This window comes from Micromonospora rifamycinica (assembly GCF_900090265.1).
Classification (GTDB): Bacteria; Actinomycetota; Actinomycetes; order Mycobacteriales; family Micromonosporaceae; genus Micromonospora; species Micromonospora rifamycinica.
The window spans coordinates 3,567,584-3,583,933 of sequence record NZ_LT607752.1 but is presented as its reverse complement, the minus strand read 5'-3'; the positions used below and the strand labels follow the sequence as shown (position 1 = coordinate 3,583,933).

Sequence of the window (16,350 nt, the reverse complement as noted above, 5' to 3'; positions counted from 1 at the left end):
GTCACCGCCTCCCCTCAGTCACGCCCGCGGGAAGGCGGAGAACGGCGAGACCTCCAGAGGTGGCCACGACCACCAGATCGCGCACCACACCGAGGCCGATCACCGTCCCGTCCACCGGCCATCGGGTAGCCGGCCCACGGTTCGTCAGTGGGTGCATCTCCAGCCATCCTGACCGCCGATCCGAGCCACCGCCGAGGACCAGCCACTTCGCTGTCACGGCCGCCGACCGGAGCTCGCCACCCGCCGTCCCCGGCCGGCCCACCGGGCCGGCGCGGGTCGGCAGCGTCAATTCACCGCGTACGTCGACGACCACTGTGGTGTCGTCCTCGCGGGAACAGGCCAGCTCCAGCGGCAACGGGCACAGGCTCACCGGCGACGGCTGGCGGCCGTCTGCCCGAAGATCCCATTGCCACACCCGGCCCACGCGGTCCACGAGCCAGAGAACCGGCCGATCGGCCGATCCCGCGAAGTCCGCGAGCAGCACCTCGTCGGAAACGCTGTGCCGCCGTCGCTCTACACCGGATGTTCCATCCAGCAAGGTGATGGTGGAGCCGTGGACGAGGGCGATGACGCCGGCGGCATGCGCGGCGGTCAGCGTCGCCGGTCCGGGCAGTGCCCGCGGCGCCTGGGCATCCGTGGTATCCCAGCAGAAGGCTTGGTGGTCGCCGGTCACCGCGATGGTCAGCGGACCGGTGGCGGCGAGGCCGGTGATGGCCGCGTCCGTCCACCGGGTACGCGGCGGCGGCCACGCTCGCAGTTCGGCTCCACGCCGGCTGTCCCACCAGCGCACTGAGGCATCGTCATGGGCGGTCACGAGGATGCCGTTCGCCACAGCCAGGCGGGTCAGCAGGGAGGGGCGCTCCGGCGACGTGACCTGGTTCGCCCAGACGACCTGAGTGCCCTCGGCAAGCTGTGGTAGACCGTTACGAGCCCCCAGCAGGCCGAGCAGAAGCGCGCGATCCTGCGGCTGGCCGCGCACGGGTACGCCGGCCCAGGCGGCGATGCGGTGGCGCCCGTCGGCTCGCTTCCGGACGTTCCCCAATGCCCGGGTGACCAGCGGCGGTGGCGCTGCGAGCAGGAGCGGCGCCTCATCCAGCAACGACACGAACCGGCCATCTGTGTCGGTGGCGGCGCCGAGCAGGATTGCCATCACCTCCTCGGGACAATTGGTCCACTGCGGACCGTAGAGCTGGCGTGCCTCGTCGATCAGCACCTCGGCGATCCGGACCCGTTCGTCGTCCTGACCCACGTACTCGAAACGCGGGCGCCACCGCACCGTGCCTTCCAGGAAGGCACCCGCCGCCTTGGCGCACATGCTTATCTCGCGCGGGTCGTAGTTGCGCCCGGTCAGCCGACACGCCATGGCGGCCCAGAGATCCGCTGGCAGACGGCCGCCCGTGGAATACGAACACGCCGCGGAGAGGCAGGTCACGAGCTCGTGCGGATCCGCTGCCCAGCCGGTCATCGCATTCCGGCACAGCGCGCCCAGCCGCCGGTGCGCCGCACGCAGGCCCTCCGTCAGCGCGTCCTGCACCGGCTTCATGGCGGAGCCGGAGCGCAGCAGCGCGTCGACGGCAACGACGGCTGCGGAGAAGTTGCCCTGGCAGGCGTCAGCGAGCTGCGCGGACGCCGAGCGGGCGGACGACCCGAGAGCGTACGTTAGCCGGATCCGGACGTACGACTCAATGGCCGGGCCCGCTTCTGGCAGCTCGATCTGCCGGAACCCGTCGATCGACTCACCGCGCACGGCGGCGACGAGCCGGACGCACGGCACGGCAGCGAGTCGCCGCAGGAACTGCTCGATGATGCCGTTCGGGTCGGCGGCGCGGTCCACGTCGTCGATCAGCAGCGCGAGTGGCTCGGTCCTCCGTGTGAGGGCGGCGACCGACCCGGCGAGGTCCCGGACCGGCAGGCCCAGGGCGTCGGCCAGATCCTCGGCCGCAGACTCCGCGTCGAGCCCGTCGACGGAAAGCGCGGTAATCGGGACGTCCCCCGTCGGCAGCACTCCGTGGCGGGCCACTGGCGGCAATGCTTGCCGCGCCTCGTCCGTCGCCGCCATCAGGAGCCGGCCTAGGATCGCCGTCTTGCCGGTGCCCGGACCACCGCGGAGGAGTACGGGTTGCGGTGAGCCGTCGCCTTGGAGGTGGTTCGCCAGGTCGCGAAGGATGTCATCGCGCCCGGCGAAGTACCATCCGGGTTGGGATGCTTCGGCCACGCCCCGGGCCGGCGCGCTCCACTGCCGTGCAAACCGGCCGGTTGGAGGATCGGGCGGCATGAACAGTGGGTTGGGAAGGGCTCGGCATCCGCCCGCCTGATAGCCCGCAGCGACCCAGGGCACCTGTTCGGCATGCTGTTTCTTCAGGAGTTCAGCGGTCAGGTCGGTCACCCTCGACGGATCTAGGAAGGGGTCGGTCAACGACTGTGCGGCCTGCCGGTTCATGGCGTCGACAAACGCCGGGACAAACGTCATCTGCTGTGCCTCGTCCAACCGGCGTGCCGCAGCAACCACCCACAGGTCAGTGGCTGACCCCAAGTTGACTGTCGACGTCAGCGCCCTGGTCAGCGCCTCGCGAGCGCCGTCCCCGGAGTAGCATGCGTCCAGGATGAGCAGCACTTGGCTGACGTTGCGCCGGAGCAGGGGCCGGAGCAGCCTAGCCGGCGTCATCCAATCGTCGATAGGTTGCGCATCGGTCTCCGGCGGCACAAGCAACCACCCCGCGTCATCGTCCGCATGGCCATGACCCGTGCAGTACAGCACCAAGCTGCAGCCCTCGCCCGGCTCGGCCCGCAGCTTGACGACTTCGGCGTAGAGTTCGTCGTGGGTCAGCTCGCGACCCGGCACCCGAGACAACTCCCTGAGGCCGAGCCCAGTAAGAGCCTCGCGCATCGCCTTTGCCTCATCCGGGACGAGCGAGAGGTCCGCGAAGTCGCAGTCACCTCTGTTCCGGAACGTGCCGACTGCGGAGATGCCGAAGTAGCCCACCGTCACCCGAGCGCCGCCTTGAGCGCGTTGGACGTGTGCACGTTCTGCAGATACGCCGTGGCATTGTGTGCCTTTAGGCGCGAGTTGCGCGCCGCCCGGTCGGTCACCTCGCCGCCGAACAACCCGTCCAACTCCTTCACGGTGGCGACGGCGTCCTCCACCGCTGCTACATTGACCCAAGTCGATACTCCTGGCGATGGTGGTAACGACGTGTCGAGATCCGGATGCAGGGCCTTGCGGATGCCGCGGAACCCGAGCGGTGAGCCGATCGTGACCAGCGTGTCCACCGGCGTTGACGGCTGCCGCCGGAGCCAGTCGTACGCCACTATGCTGCCCAGCGAGTGCGCCACCAGAACCCGCGGATTCGTCTCCATGGCCCGTGCCAGCTCGTCACGGACCGCCTTCCCGAAGCTGTCGTCCCGCAAATATCGGGCGACCTGCTTGACAAGTCCGATTGTCACGGACGCGGCGCGGTCGAACATCCGATACTTCTCTATCCGACGTACGGCCCACTGGACGCTGCGCGGCGCCCATACCTTCGTCGGGTCGGCGGCGGCCGGTTCCTCGCCAGCCGCCTCTCCGATTGCGATAAAGAACTCCTGCTCGAAGCCGGGCTGCAAGTCAGCCGGCACATACGACTTCCGGCCGCCCGCCTTGCCATCGTTGTAGAGGTGACCGTAGAAGGCGCACTCCAGGGTAATGTCCCTAGCTGCAGGAAGACTCACGTTCTCCAGACCACGGACTATGGCCTCATGCCACTCGTCGGTCATCTCGGTGCGCGAACTTCGGTGTGCGAAGATTCCGTGGATCGCTAAAATATCGGCCACCTTCTAGGTGTACCGTCCAGCTTCGGACCGGAGAAGGGCCCGTTCGGCTGAACCTTGGCCCACCGGGCGGGGCCGGCAGTACGCCGGTGGCATGGCTGGACCTGTGCTATGGCCGTAGGCGTCCCGTGTGGGCCGCTGATCAGGCCACGCGTGACCCAGCGACCCAGAGGCGGCGGGCGTCCATTGGCTGCGAATACTCATTATGCCATATCTTGCCCCCCCGAAAACCTCACCCTAACGTTGACAAACAGTAATATCCGAAGGTCATGTTGAAGTGCCGTTTGTGCAGCTTGACGGCGGGGAATGCCGACTGACGGCTGGACCCAGATCGTCACTATCGGTAAGAGGGGGCAGGGGTTCGAGTCCCCTCAGCTCCACCCAGTGCAAAAGGTCATCTCCGTAACGCGGGGACAGCTCCGGTACGGCAGCGCGGTCGCGCCGTGTTCGGTGGGCCGCTGCACGTGCGGCGCCGCCGACGAGGGCAGAGAGTGGAGCGATGACGGAGATCAGCTTCTGGGTGCAGGGACTGCCGCCGGCCAAGAACGAGGCCAAGTCGATGCTCGCTGCTGGTCACTGCTACGCCGACCGGGTGCTGGCCCTGCTCCACGCTGCGCGGAAGGCCCTCGGCGAGGGGCCGGGACCGCTCTTCCCGGACGGGCCGCTCGCGCTGGACGTCGTGCTGGAGAGCCCGGCCGAGCCACCGTCGGACGCCACCAACTACCTGGGCGGCATCGCCGACGTGCTGGAGTCGAAGGGTCACCGGGGACCTCTGGACCACCTGGGTGAGCTGGCGTCCGTCGCCGTGTACGGCAACGACCGGCAGATCCAGGAGGTGCACTACCGGCGGGAGCCCGCCGACCAGACGCGGTACCACGTCCGCCTCTCGCGGCGCTGACCCACCGACCTCCGACGACACCGATCCGATGCCTCCCGGGGCCGGCTCACTCACCCCCGCCCGCGTGCTCCCCCCGCGTGCTCACCCCCGCCCGCGTGCTCGTTCCGGCGCGCTCACCCCCCCGCCCGCATGCTCGTTTCGGCGATCAAGAGGTTTGAGTCGTCTTTGATCTCTAGCTTGCCTCAAACCTCTTGATCACCGGGGCCGGCGGGGACCAGGTCGCCCGCCCCGCCCCGGCCCTCCCGGCCCCGGCCCTCGGCTCGGCCGGGCCGGGCGGCCGGTTCAGGGGATGGTGACGCCGTAGGCGGCGAGCGCCTCGGCGATCGGCTGGTAGAAGGTGGTGCCGCCGCTGGTGCAGTTGCCGCTGCCCCCGGAGAGGATGCCGATGATCATCCCGGTCGCGGCGACGTAGAGCGGACCGCCGCTGTCGCCGGGCTCGGCGCAGATATTGGTGCGGATCAGCCCGGACACGCTGCCCTCGGCCCAGTTGACCGTCTGGTTGAGAGCGGTCACGGTGCCACACCGGACACCGGTGGTGGAACCGCTGCGGCAGACCGCCTGGCCGATGTACGCAGTGCCCACGCCGTTGATGGTGAGCAGGCCGGGGTAGGTGTAGACGGCGCTCGGCCGGTCGACCCGCCCGGTGTAGCGGACCAGGCCGTAGTCGTTGGTGGGGAAACTGCTGGCGACGCGGGTGCCCAGCACGGTGGTCTGACCGGCGTCGGCGTACCAGCTCGTCGCGGTGGCGGTGCAGTGCCCGGCGGTGAGGAAGTAGGAGGTGGTGCCGCTGCGCACGTTCGCGCCCAGCGAGCAGCGGGCACCACCGCCGTAGACGGCCTGCCCGCCGGCGATGAGGAGGCGTAGCCGACCGGGCTCGTGGCGCAGGTCCGCCCCGGCCCGTACGGCGGTGACGCGTAGCGCGCGTACCTGCTCGGGGTGGACGGTGTCGTCGACGGTGAGGGTCAGCCGGCCGGTCGTCGGATCCGGACCCCAGGTGGTACCGACGGTCCGCACGTCCTGTAGAGCGGTTGCCGCGGCCGGTCCGGTGGACCCGGGCGGCACGGCCACCGGGTCGGTGGCACCGGCGTACGCGACGGCCGGGGTCGCCGGCAGTAGGGCGACGGCCAGGGTCAGGGCAGCGAGCGAGAGACGGCGCATCTCCCACCTCCAAGTCGATCGGTGAAGGTCGATGCCATCAGCATCCGCCCGCACCGGACCCGTTTCAAGGCGCGGCAGCGATCCCGGCCCCCCACGGACCGGGCGGGACCGGACCGGGTGCCACCGCCTCCGCCACAGGCCGGGCCGGGCCGGGCGGTGACGGGACCGGGCCGGCTCCCACCGGGGAGCCGGCCCGGCACGGGACCTGGGAGGTCAGGGCTTCCAGGAACCGGCCGCCTCGAACCTGTGCTGGTATTCGACCGCGCCCGACTTGTCGGCCACGTCGAAGACCACCGCGCCGGACCGCTTGCTGCCGGCCCGCATGCCGCTGCCCGAGTCGAGCATGTCGCCGCCGCAGCCGGACAGCGCGCCGGCCAGCCCGTTGACCGTGGTGCCGTCGTCGGCCACCCACTGGAAGTAGAACGGATTGATCGATGCCGTGCCCTTGGTCACCGTGGCGGTGACGTCGGCGATCAGGTACATACCCTTGTTCGGCGGCGGGGCGAACGAGCGGCAGCCCTTGGACGAGGTGGTGAAACTCCGGACGGTGATCTCGATGGTCCCGTCGTCGTCGTTGATCACCAGCGTCTCGCCGGCCCTGAGGTTGAACGTCTCGTCGTCGGTGGACGACGGCCCGGCCGACGGTCGGTCGCCGGGCAGCCCCGGCACCCTGGTGACGTCGGGGGCCGGCACCGGTCGGTCGGTCTCCTCGGCCGCCTCGTCGGCCCGCTGGCTCCCGGCCACCGCCGCGACGACGAGGCCACCGCAGCAGAGCAGCAGCACCACGGCGACCACCACGCCGATGATGATCCAGACCTTCTTGCCCGACGAGGCGGCCGGAGGCGGTCCCCACTGGTAGCCGGGTCCACCCGGCCCGCCGGGCGGCGGCGGGTATCCGGCACCGGAGACCGGCGGATAGCCAGGGGCGGGCGCCGGATACCCCGCACCGGAGACCGGCGAATAGCCCGGGGCGGACGGCGGGTAGCCCCCGCCCGAGACCGGCGGGTAGCCCCCGCCCGAGACCGGCGGGGGTGCCGTGCCCGGCTGGTACGACGGGTAGGGCTGCCCGGACGCCGGTTGCGGAACGCCGGAGACCGGCGGTGGCGCGTACGGCGACGGTGGCGCGTACGGGTCGGTGGAGTAGGAAGGCGGCGGCTCCGGGACCGGTGGCAGCGCGGCGGTGGGGTCCACCGGCTTCGGTCGGTCGGATGCCGGCGGGAACGGCTGCGCCGCCCCGGAGGGCGGCTGGTCGGGGTCCTGCGGCCCGGACGGGGGTTGGGGCTGGCTCACCGTACTCCTCGCACGCGGTCGACGGTCGTAACTCCTGGACGCTAGTGGGTGGCGGCAAGGGCTCAGCGCAGGGGCAGCACGGCCGCCGTGCGGACCAGGTCGCCCTCGACCGCGAACCGGCCGGTGACCAGGGCGGGCGGGTCGGCCACGGTGGCCGCCGACACCCGTGCCGGGCTGATCCGGGCGGTGAAGACGCCGGTGTCCGGTTCCAGCTCGACGGTGGCGTCGAGGAAATCCAACCAGGACCCGACCACGGGGTGCCAGACCTTGTAGACGGTCTCCTTGGCGCTGAACACCACCACCGGCCAGTTCACCCCGCCGGGCAGCCGGGCCAGGTGGTCCTCCTCCTCGGGGCACATGATCAGCCGGCGTACCCCGGCGTTGAGTTCCTTGTCCCGCTCGGCGTCCATGCCGACCGCGCGCAGGTCGGCGTGGCGGGCGACGGCGGCGGCGCAGTAGCCCCGGGTGTGGGTGATGGTGCCGACCAGCCCCGCCGGCCAGACCGGCGCGCGGTTGGGCGCGGCCGGGACCGGGGCGGCCGGCAAACCGAGGGCGGTCATCGCCCGGCGGGCGCAGACCCGCCCGGCGGTGAAGTCCCGCCGTCGGCTCTCCACCGCCCGCTCGCCCAGCCCGGCCCGCTCCGCCGGGAGCAGCTCACCCACCCAGTCGGCCGTCTCGGCCACCGCCACCGAGACCGCCGCCGGCAGCAGGTCACGCATCAACCCACCCCTTCCGGTACGACCGCCGCCGGTCCGCCCGGTGCGCGGACCATCGGCCATGGCAGGTGAACGTACCGCAACCGGGTGACACCGGACCGCCCCGTCGCGGTCGGCCTGCCCCGACGTCGGGGCCGGTCAGCGGCGGCGGGGGCGGCGGGTCAGCGCGAAGCCGACCACCCCGGCGACGGCGGCGAGCGCGCCGCCGACGGTGCTCCACGCCCACCGCGAGCCGAGCGTCGGCAGCCAGTCGCCGTCGAACCAGTCGTCGTCGGACTCGGCGGGGGCGGCTGCCGGCTCACCGGTCAGCACCGTGCCGGCCCGGGTGTTCGGCACCAGCGGCGCCCGCAACTCGCCGTCGTCGCGCGAGCCCTCGCCCTCGGCGGACACCAGCAGCTCCACGTCGACCGGCTGCCCCAGGTCGGGTTCGGGCAGCTCGGTCACGGACAGCCGGACGAAGTAGGTGCCGGGCAGCGGGTCGGCCGACCACGGTTCCGCCCAGGAGCGCACCTGACGCAGCGTGCAGCCCAGCGCCACGCTGCCCGCCGACGCGGTCACCGTCGGGGTCTGCGCCCCGGCCGTGCAGGCCTGCCGGCGACGCAGCCCGTCGAAGACCTCCACCGTCCAGGTGGACGCGCCGGTGCGGGCCTTGGGCAGGGACACCGTAGCGGTGACCTCGTGCCGTTGCCCCGCCGTCGCCGGGAACGACCAGTACAGGAAGTCGCCGGTGGAGGCGCTCACCCGGACCGGTTGACCGGCCGCGATGACGGTGGCGGTGAGGAAGGACGTCCCGGCCCGGGTGACCGGGGTGGCGCCGGGGGAGGGGGTGGGCGCGGCGGTGGCCGGGCGGGGGGCGACGAGCAGGGCCAGTCCGGCGGCGGCCAGCGCCGCGCCGGTCCGGATGATCGGGGTACGCATGGTCAGTTCGTCCTCCACGTCGCCACCCACCAGCGGGTGAGCAGCCCGACGACCAGGCCGGTGAGCAGCCCGGCCAGGGTGAGCAGGAGCAGCAGCACCCAGCCGCGCCCGAGGTCCGGCGCGGCCGGGGCGGGCGAGGAGGCGACCACGTCGATGGTCAGCTCGACCGGCATGCCGGGTGCGGCCCGGGTTCCCGGGCGGGGGGCGAAGGCGTTGCTGACCACCAGGCAGACCGTGGTGGCCGGCACCGGCGCGTCGGTGGCCGACGGGCTAGGTGTCGCCCCGTCCGCCGTCCCCGACCAGCGCAACCCCGCCGACACCACGTCGGTACGACCGCTGCCGGCGTCGACCCCCCGGACCAGTTCCCGGCCGTCGGTGGCGGTGGCCCGCAGCAGCACCGCGTGGTCCGGGTTGACCGGCCGGTCCAGCGCCACACTGACCGAGGCGCGCAGCTCCTGCCCCGGCCGGACGGGCACCCGGTACCAGCGGTGCTCGGAGAACTCCTCCCGGTCGGCGTATACGCCGGGGGCGAGCAGCGGCGCGTTCGCGCACTCCGCCCGCCCGGTCACCACGGCCGGGGCGGCGGTGTACGTCTCCTTGGCCCGGTCGACCAGCTGCTTGATCCGGCCGGTCAGCTCGTCGGCGCTCTGCGCCGCGGTGTAGGTGCCGCCGGTCGCGGTGGCGATGCAGAGCAGCTGCCTGCGGACCTTCTCGTCGGGGGCCAGGCCGAGCGTGTCGACCACCAGTTTGGTGCCCTGGGCGGCCAGCTCCCGGGCCACCTCGCACGGGTCGGGCGGGGCGCAGGTGTCCTCGCCGTCGGTGATCAGCACGATCCGGCGGGCGGTCGTGCCGGTGCCGAGGTCCCGGGCGGCGGAGCGCAGGGCCAGCCCGACCGGGGTGAAGCCGGTCGGCCGCAGGGTCGCCACCGCCGCCTTGGCCGCGGTGCGGTCCACCGGCCCGACCGGCACGATCTGCTGGGTGTCCAGGCAGCCCTGCTTCTTGTCCTTGCCCCGGTAGGTCGCGCCGAGCACCCGGATGCCGAGCTGGGTCTCCCCGGGCAGTGCGTCGACCACCTCGTTGAAGGCCTGCTGGGCGACCGAGATCCGGCTGCGTCCGTCGATGTCGGCGGCCCGCATCGACCCGCTCACGTCGAGCACCAGCTCCACCTTGGGCGGCTCGACGGGTTCCTCGTCATCGGCGCGGGCCGGTGCGGGGCCGGTCAGCGAGGTCGCCGCCAACAGTCCGATCAGGACGGCCGTCGATCGTCGTCTCGTGTTGATCACCGGGCGAGTGTAGTGAGATCCACTATGGAGCCTCACCGGGGACCACTGCGTCTGCGCGACATCGTGACCCGGTCACCGGGTCGTCCGAGTGGCGGATGGTGGACGTCCGTTCGACGGTCGATGACCGTCCGTTAGATGCTAGATGTAAACTATTTGCCGTGCGAAGCATCAGTCGGAAATCTGACTGAAGTCGACCCGTTGTGCCGGTGGCACAACGTGGCTAAGCTCTTTTTGCGCGCCCCAATCGCCCGCTTCCCCCGTGGCAGGCGATCGGGGCGCGTCCTTGTGTGCGGTCGTCCGCCGCGCTGCGGCCTCCAGCATGCCGCGGCAGCTTGTGCTTCCGCCGCGCTGCGGCATCGTGGTCCTGCGCCGCGCTGCGGCATCGTGGTCCTGCGCCGTGCTGCGACCGGTGGCGGGCACGAACCATCCGACCGGCGACCCGCCCGACGCCGACCCTCCGGCCGGCGTCGGGCCACCACCCCGCGACGGGGTCGGATCAGATCCAGCGACCGTCCAGCCACATCCGGGCGGACCAGTCGTCGTACGGCAGGAGGTTGCCGACGAAGATCGGGTAGAAGTACGCGAAGCAGAGCGCCACCAGCAGCACGTAGGCGCCGACGATGACCCCACCGATCAGTCGCCGGTCGGCGATCTCCTCGGCGGTGGCCGCATCGGCCTCCGCGACACCCACCGCGACCGGTTCCCGGCCGTCCGGTGCGGAGCCGTCCGGTGCTGGGCCGTCCGGTGCGGAGCTGTCGGGGAGGGGGTCGTCCGGTGCCGGGGTGGCCCGGGCCGGGCTGGTGGGGCCGGTGGTGGTGGGGGTGGCGATCGCGCCGAGCACGTAGACCACCGCCAGCACCAGGAACGGCAGCGCCGGGGCGGCGTAGAAGGAGAACATCGTCCGGCCGTCGAGGGCGTACCAGAACCAGGGCAGCAGGCCGGCCGCCACGGTCACCAGGATCGCCCCGGCCCGCCAGTCCCGCCGCGCCACACCGAGCCAGAGGGTGGCCCCCAGGGCCGGCAGGAACGACCACCAGAGCAGTGGCGTGCCCAGCAGCAGGATCTCCGAGGCGCAGGTCGGAGCGCCGCACGCGCCGTCGCCCGACCAGTGGAACGCCACCGGTCGACCCAGCAGCAGCCACTGCCAGGGCCACGACTGGTACTTGTGCGCCGTCTCCAAACCGGTGTGGAACTCGAACGCCGCCTTGTGGTACTGGAACAGGTTGGTCAGCGAGCCGATGATCGGGGTGTCATTGAGCCCCGGGAGGTTGGGGTACCGGGCCGCGGACCGGTAGTAGCCCTCGTCGGAGAGCAGCCAGCCCGACCAGGTCGCCACGTACGTCCCGACCACCAGCAGTCCGGCGAGCACCAGCCAGGGCAGCTCGTCGAGGAGCGCGTCCCGCCACGGCCGGCGTACCCCGGCCGACCGGCGGACGCCGACCTCCCAGAGCAGGGCCAGCAGCCCGAAGGCCGGCACGAAGTAGATCCCGCTCCACTTCACCGCGCACGCGCAGCCGAGCAGCACCCCGGCGAGCAGCCGCCACCAGGGCCAGTTCCGCCAGCCACCGGCGGGGCGACCGGCCCGGCCGGGGGCGGTCGGGTCGAGCCCCGCGTCGAGTGCGCGGGCCCAGCGCCGCCGCCGGGCGTCCCGGTCGAGCACCAGCGCGCCGAAGGCGGCGAGCACGAACAGCAGCAGGAAGATGTCGAGCAGCGCGGTACGGGAGAGCACCAGGTGGAAGCCGTCCAAGGCGAGCAGCAGGCCGGCGGCGCATCCGAGCGTGGTGGAACGGAACATCCGGCGGGCGATCCGGGTCAGCATCAGCACCGAGAGGATGCCGGCCAGCGCCGCGCCGATCCGCCAGCCGAACTCCGGGGCGGTGGTCATCAGGTGGCCCGGCACGGAGATGTTGGTCTCCGCGTCCTGGTAGCCGAAGGCCCACTCGCCGAGCCCGATCAGCCACTTGCCCAGCGGCGGGTGGACCACGTAGGACGGGCCGTTGTCCTTGTAGTTCCACTCGACGCCCCGGTCGATCAGGCCGTAGGCGTCCCGGGCGTAGTAGATCTCGTCGAAGATCTTGCCCTTCGGGCTGCTCAGCCCGAGCAGGCGCAGGACGGCGGCGATCGCCACCACCACGGCGGTGGCGATCCACGAGTTCACGTCCAGCCGGTTCTCGACGGTGGCGAGCCGGCGGCGGACGATCGCCGGCACGCCACCTCCGCCGCCCTCGGGAGGGGGTGCCTCCGGGTCGGATCGGTCCGCGCTCGCACCCTGTGCTGTCGACGCACTCGTCACCCGGCGATCGTAGGCTGAGAAGGTGCCCGGTGGCGTCCATCGTCCCCGAGATTGGTACGACTATCGATGAAGGAGCGCGTTTCGTGGGCGAAATGTCCGAGACTGGACGCCTGATTCTGCTCGGTGCGCCGTTGGGCAACCCCGCTGACGCGTCCCCCCGGCTCCGTGACGCCCTCGCCACCGCCGACGTGGTCGCCGCCGAGGACACCCGCCGGCTCCTCCGGCTCGCCCGCGATCTCGACGTCACCGTCGGCGGCCGGATCGTCTCCTACTTCGAGGGCAACGAGGAGCGGCGTACCCCCGAACTGGTCGACGTGCTCCGCGAGGGCTACCTGGTCGCCCTGGTCACCGACGGCGGCATGCCCAGCGTCTCCGACCCCGGGTACCGGCTGGTCACCGCCGCGCTCGACGCCGGGGTGCCGGTCACCGCGGCACCCGGCCCGAGCGCCGTGACCACCGCCCTGGCCCTGTCCGGGCTGCCCTGCGACCGGTTCTGCTTCGAGGGCTTCCTGCCCCGTACACCCGGCGGCCGCCGGGCCCGGTTGGCGGCCCTCGCCACCGAACCGCGCACCCTGGTCCTCTTCGAGGCCCCGCACCGGATCGCCGCCGCCCTGGCCGACCTGGCCGCCGCGTTCGGCGTCGACCGGCCCGCCGCGCTCTGCCGCGAGCTGACCAAGACCTACGAGGAGGTCGTCCGCCGGCCACTCGGCGAACTCGCCGAGTGGGCCGCCCGGGGCGAGCCGCGCGGCGAGATCACCCTGGTCGTCGCGGGGGCGCCGGAAACCCCCGCCGAGCGCCCCGACGACGACACGCTGCGCGCCGCGGTGGCCGAGCGGGAGGCCGCCGGGACGTCCCGGCGGGACGCGATCACCGAGGTGGCCACCGGGTACGGGCTGCGCCGTCGGGACGTCTACACCGTCGTGCACCGCTGACCGGACCACCCCGCCCCCTGCCCCAAACCTGCCCGCCCGGCCGCGGCACTCATCCGGCCGCGGCACTCATCGGAGGCGGTGCTCACCGGGCGGCGGTACTCGCCCGGCGGCGGTGTTCACCAGGCGGCGACGAGGAAGCCCAGGGTGATCAGGGCCGGCCCGGCGTAGCCGCCACCGGTCGCCCAGCGGCGACGTCGGGGGTCGGCCAGCAGGGTCGCCCCGGTCCAGCGGACGATTCCCGCCCCGCAGCCGGCCACCGCCAGCAGGCCGAGCAGCCACCGCAGGTGCCTGCCCACCCCGGTGTCCACGTACGCGGTCTGCCCGCCCGGCCCGGTCACCCGAGCCCGCAGCGCCGTGCCGGCGTCGGTGCGGGCGGCCGGTACCCCGCTGACCCGTATCCCGTGGGTCAGGAACCGGTCGTCGTCGGCGGCGAAGATGCCCCGGCAGCGCTGGGTGAGGCCACCGCCCGAGCAGTCGGTGATCACCACCGTCCCCGCCGTGGAGTGCCCGACGGCCAGCCAGAGCGGCCCCGCGCTCACCCAGGCGAAGAACGCCGCCACCAGGCTCAACGCCAGCAGCACGGCGAGCCCCCGCAGCGGGTCCGGCGGATGGACGGGGCGGGTGGGGCGGGGCCGGCGCGGTGACCGCCGCCGCTGCTTGGGCTCCTTGCGGAGCGGGGTGCCGTCCCAGTGCACCTGTTCGATCGGCGCCCAGAAGAACCCGTCGTCGTCCGGTGGGGTCGCCCCTGCGGCGGAGCGGGCGGTGCGTGGCTGCCGTACCGGCACCCGCCGGGGCACCGCGTCGACCGGTGCCCCGGTGGTCGGCTCGACCTCGACGGCCGCCTCGCCGGGGCCGGGTCCGGGCCGTGGCTGCGGGGCGACGGCGGCCCCGCGCGGCCCCGGGCCGTCCCCGGGGCCCGGGCTGGGTGGTCGCCGCCGGCCCGCCGTCGGCTCGTCGTGCCCCGATCGTCTGCCCGTCACGACAGCCATTGGACACCGGGTGTCGCTCGGTGTCCGTCAGTTGACTCCGCGTGTCGGCCGGCAATTCCGGCGTAAGGGCGATTTCCGTCGTAGGGGCGGGCTGCGCCCTATTGGTTCGCGGGCGCCCGGCGCGGGTCACTAGGCTTGCTGGTCATGAGTCACGTTCTCGCCGCGGTCGCCTGGCCCTACGCCAACGGTCCGCGCCACATCGGCCACGTGTCCGGCTTCGGCGTTCCCTCCGACGTCTTCGCCCGGTACATGCGGATGGCCGGCCACGACGTGCTCATGGTCTCCGGCACCGACGAGCACGGCACCCCGATCCAGGTGCAGGCCGACGCCGAGGGGGTCACCCCCCGCGAGCTGGCCGACCGCTACAACCGGGTGATCGCCGAGGACCTGTTGGCGCTGGGGCTGTCGTACGACCTGTTCACCCGCACCACCACCCGCAACCACTACGCGGTGGTGCAGGAGCTCTTCACCGGGCTGCACCGCAACGGCTACATCGTCCCCAAGGTCACCACCGGGGCGATCTCCCCGTCCACCGGGCGGACCCTGCCCGACCGCTACATCGAGGGCACCTGCCCGATCTGCGGCTACGACAGCGCCCGCGGCGACCAGTGCGACAACTGCGGCAACCAGCTCGACCCGATCGACCTGATCGACCCCAAGTCCAAGATCAACGGCGAGACGCCGGAGTTCGTGGAGACCGAGCACTTCTTCCTCGACCTGCCCGCCCTCGCCGATGCGCTGCGCCAGTGGCTGGACACCAGGGACGGCTGGCGGCCCAACGTGCTGCGCTTCTCCCGCAACCTGCTCGACGACCTCCAGCCCCGGGCCATCACCCGGGACCTGGAATGGGGCGTGCCGATCCCGCTGGAGGGCTGGCAGGAGCGCGGCGACAAGCGGATCTACGTCTGGTTCGACGCGGTGATCGGCTACCTCTCCGCGTCGATCGAGTGGGCCCGGCGCACCGGCGACCCGGACGCGTGGCGCCGGTGGTGGTCGGCCGACGGGGAGGGCAAGGACTCCCCGGGCTACTACTTCATGGGCAAGGACAACATCGTCTTCCACTCGGTGATCTGGCCGGCGCTGCTCGGTGGGTACTCCGGGGCCGGCTCCCACGACGGCCAGCCCGGTGAGCTGGGCCGGCTCAACCTGCCCACTGAGGTCGTCTCCAGCGAGTACCTGACCATGGAGGGGCGCAAGTTCTCCTCCTCCCGCAAGGTGGTCATCTACGTCCGCGACTTCCTGGAACGCTACGACGCCGACGCGCTGCGCTACTTCATCGCCGTCGCCGGCCCGGAGAGCAACGACACCGACTTCACCTGGGCCGAGTTCCTCCGCCGCAACAACGACGAACTCGTCGCCGGCTGGGGCAACCTGGTCAACCGCTCGGTCTCCATGGCGGCCAAGAACTTCGGCGAGATCCCGCCGGTCGACCCGGCCGGGCTCACCGAGGCCGACGAGGCGCTGCTCGCGGTGGCCCGCGCCGGCTTCGCCACGGTCGGCGACCTGATCGCCAGGCACCGGCAGAAGCAGGCCATCGGCGAGGCGATGAAGGTCGTCGCCGAGGCCAACCGGTACCTGTCCGAACAGGCCCCCTGGAAGCTCAAGGCCGAAGCCGACAAGCCCCGGATGGGCACCATCCTGCACGTCGCCCTCCAGGTGGTCAGCGACGCCAACACCCTGCTCACGCCGTTCCTGCCGCACTCCGCGCAGCAGATCCACGAGCTGCTCGGCGGCACCGGCGTGCACGCCCCGATGCCGGTGCTCGAAGAGGTCGACGACCTCGACGGCGGGCCGGGCTACCCGGTGCTGACCGGCGACTACACGGTCGGCGCCCGCTGGGAGTCCGTGCCGCTGCCCGCCGGTCGGCCGCTCGCCGCGCCGAAACCGGTCTTCCGCAAGCTCGACCCGTCCATCGTCGAGGAGGAGCTGGCCCGGCTGGAGGGCTGAACGCGCGGGCGGACGACGAACGGCCGCGTCCACGGCCGGACGACGGGCCTCGGGTCCGTCACCGCGGCGGGCGGACGACGAACCGGCCCCGGGGAACCCCCGGGGCCGCGTCGGCGCGA

General features: G+C 72.4%; 12 protein-coding genes. 3 read left to right on the top strand and 9 right to left on the bottom strand.

Translation table 11 applies throughout. The annotated features are described in order from the left end of the window. Position 1: 1 nt before the first annotated feature. Both GA0070623_RS14615 and GA0070623_RS14610 read right to left on the bottom strand, forming a co-directional pair. Positions 2-2,989 (bottom strand): ATP-binding protein, encoded by a 2,988-nt coding sequence (locus GA0070623_RS14615; protein WP_067307109.1) that lies wholly within the window; start codon positions 2,987-2,989, stop codon positions 2-4. Continuing rightward, positions 2,986-3,753, bottom strand: coding sequence for a lipase family protein (locus GA0070623_RS14610; protein WP_067307112.1), 768 nt, complete (start codon positions 3,751-3,753; stop codon positions 2,986-2,988). Before GA0070623_RS14610 ends, GA0070623_RS14615 begins: the two co-directional genes overlap by 4 nt. Positions 3,754-4,306: 553 nt before the next feature. Here GA0070623_RS14610 and GA0070623_RS14605 point away from each other — a divergent pair. Then, entirely contained in the window at positions 4,307-4,705 is a 399-nt protein-coding gene (locus GA0070623_RS14605; protein ID WP_067307115.1) for a hypothetical protein, read from the top strand. 282 nt (positions 4,706-4,987) lie between these two features. On the opposite strand, the gene GA0070623_RS14600 is transcribed toward GA0070623_RS14605, so the two are convergent. From GA0070623_RS14600 to GA0070623_RS14575, 6 genes are all read right to left on the bottom strand, one after another. Continuing rightward, the gene (locus tag GA0070623_RS14600; protein ID WP_067307118.1) at positions 4,988-5,863 is read right to left on the bottom strand and encodes a S1 family peptidase; all 876 of its coding nucleotides are present in this window, start codon (positions 5,861-5,863) and stop codon (positions 4,988-4,990) included. A gap of 213 nt (positions 5,864-6,076) precedes the next feature. Beyond that, positions 6,077-7,153 carry a DUF4352 domain-containing protein gene (locus GA0070623_RS14595; protein ID WP_067307120.1) on the bottom strand — a complete coding sequence of 359 codons (1,077 nt, stop codon included), beginning with the start codon at positions 7,151-7,153 and terminating at the stop codon, positions 6,077-6,079. Between the two features lie 62 nt (positions 7,154-7,215). Next, positions 7,216-7,872: a 4'-phosphopantetheinyl transferase family protein gene (locus GA0070623_RS14590; RefSeq protein ID WP_067307123.1), complete on the bottom strand. Its 657-nt coding sequence runs from the start codon at positions 7,870-7,872 to the stop codon at positions 7,216-7,218. Positions 7,873-8,007: 135 nt separating this feature from the next. Next, the gene (locus tag GA0070623_RS14585) at positions 8,008-8,787 is read right to left on the bottom strand and encodes a peptidase (RefSeq protein WP_067307180.1); all 780 of its coding nucleotides are present in this window, start codon (positions 8,785-8,787) and stop codon (positions 8,008-8,010) included. 2 nt (positions 8,788-8,789) lie between these two features. Continuing rightward, positions 8,790-10,070: a VWA domain-containing protein gene (locus GA0070623_RS14580; RefSeq protein WP_067307127.1), complete on the bottom strand. Its 1,281-nt coding sequence runs from the start codon at positions 10,068-10,070 to the stop codon at positions 8,790-8,792. A gap of 496 nt (positions 10,071-10,566) precedes the next feature. Next, complete coding sequence (locus tag GA0070623_RS14575) at positions 10,567-12,363, bottom strand: dolichyl-phosphate-mannose--protein mannosyltransferase (protein ID WP_067307128.1); 1,797 nt, start codon at positions 12,361-12,363, stop codon at positions 10,567-10,569. 92 nt (positions 12,364-12,455) lie between these two features. Here GA0070623_RS14575 and rsmI point away from each other — a divergent pair, with 92 nt between their 5' ends. Further along, positions 12,456-13,295, top strand: coding sequence for a 16S rRNA (cytidine(1402)-2'-O)-methyltransferase (rsmI, locus tag GA0070623_RS14570; protein WP_067307129.1), 840 nt, complete (start codon positions 12,456-12,458; stop codon positions 13,293-13,295). Positions 13,296-13,411: 116 nt separating this feature from the next. Here rsmI and GA0070623_RS14565 read toward each other — a convergent pair whose 3' ends face one another. Further along, positions 13,412-14,284, bottom strand: a complete 873-nt coding sequence (locus tag GA0070623_RS14565) for a hypothetical protein (RefSeq protein ID WP_231932360.1) — start codon at positions 14,282-14,284, stop codon at positions 13,412-13,414. A gap of 144 nt (positions 14,285-14,428) precedes the next feature. On the opposite strand from GA0070623_RS14565, the gene metG reads away from it, so the two are divergent. Continuing rightward, positions 14,429-16,231, top strand: a complete 1,803-nt coding sequence (gene metG / locus GA0070623_RS14560) for a methionine--tRNA ligase (protein ID WP_067307138.1) — start codon at positions 14,429-14,431, stop codon at positions 16,229-16,231. Positions 16,232-16,350: the final 119 nt, after the last annotated feature.

What these genes read in the sequence shown, in the direction of transcription:
- GA0070623_RS14610 (WP_067307112.1), bottom strand. Translation starts at nt 3,753, where the DNA reads ATGACCGACGAGTGGCATGAGGCCATAGTCCGTGGTCTGGAGAACGTG.
- GA0070623_RS14605 (WP_067307115.1), top strand. Translation starts at nt 4,307, where the DNA reads ATGACGGAGATCAGCTTCTGGGTGCAGGGACTGCCGCCGGCCAAGAAC.
- GA0070623_RS14600 (WP_067307118.1), bottom strand. Translation starts at nt 5,863, where the DNA reads ATGCGCCGTCTCTCGCTCGCTGCCCTGACCCTGGCCGTCGCCCTACTG.
- GA0070623_RS14590 (WP_067307123.1), bottom strand. Translation starts at nt 7,872, where the DNA reads ATGCGTGACCTGCTGCCGGCGGCGGTCTCGGTGGCGGTGGCCGAGACG.
- GA0070623_RS14585 (WP_067307180.1), bottom strand. Translation starts at nt 8,787, where the DNA reads ATGCGTACCCCGATCATCCGGACCGGCGCGGCGCTGGCCGCCGCCGGA.
- rsmI (WP_067307129.1), top strand. Translation starts at nt 12,456, where the DNA reads ATGTCCGAGACTGGACGCCTGATTCTGCTCGGTGCGCCGTTGGGCAAC.
- GA0070623_RS14565 (WP_231932360.1), bottom strand. Translation starts at nt 14,284, where the DNA reads ATGGCTGTCGTGACGGGCAGACGATCGGGGCACGACGAGCCGACGGCG.
- metG (WP_067307138.1), top strand. Translation starts at nt 14,429, where the DNA reads ATGAGTCACGTTCTCGCCGCGGTCGCCTGGCCCTACGCCAACGGTCCG.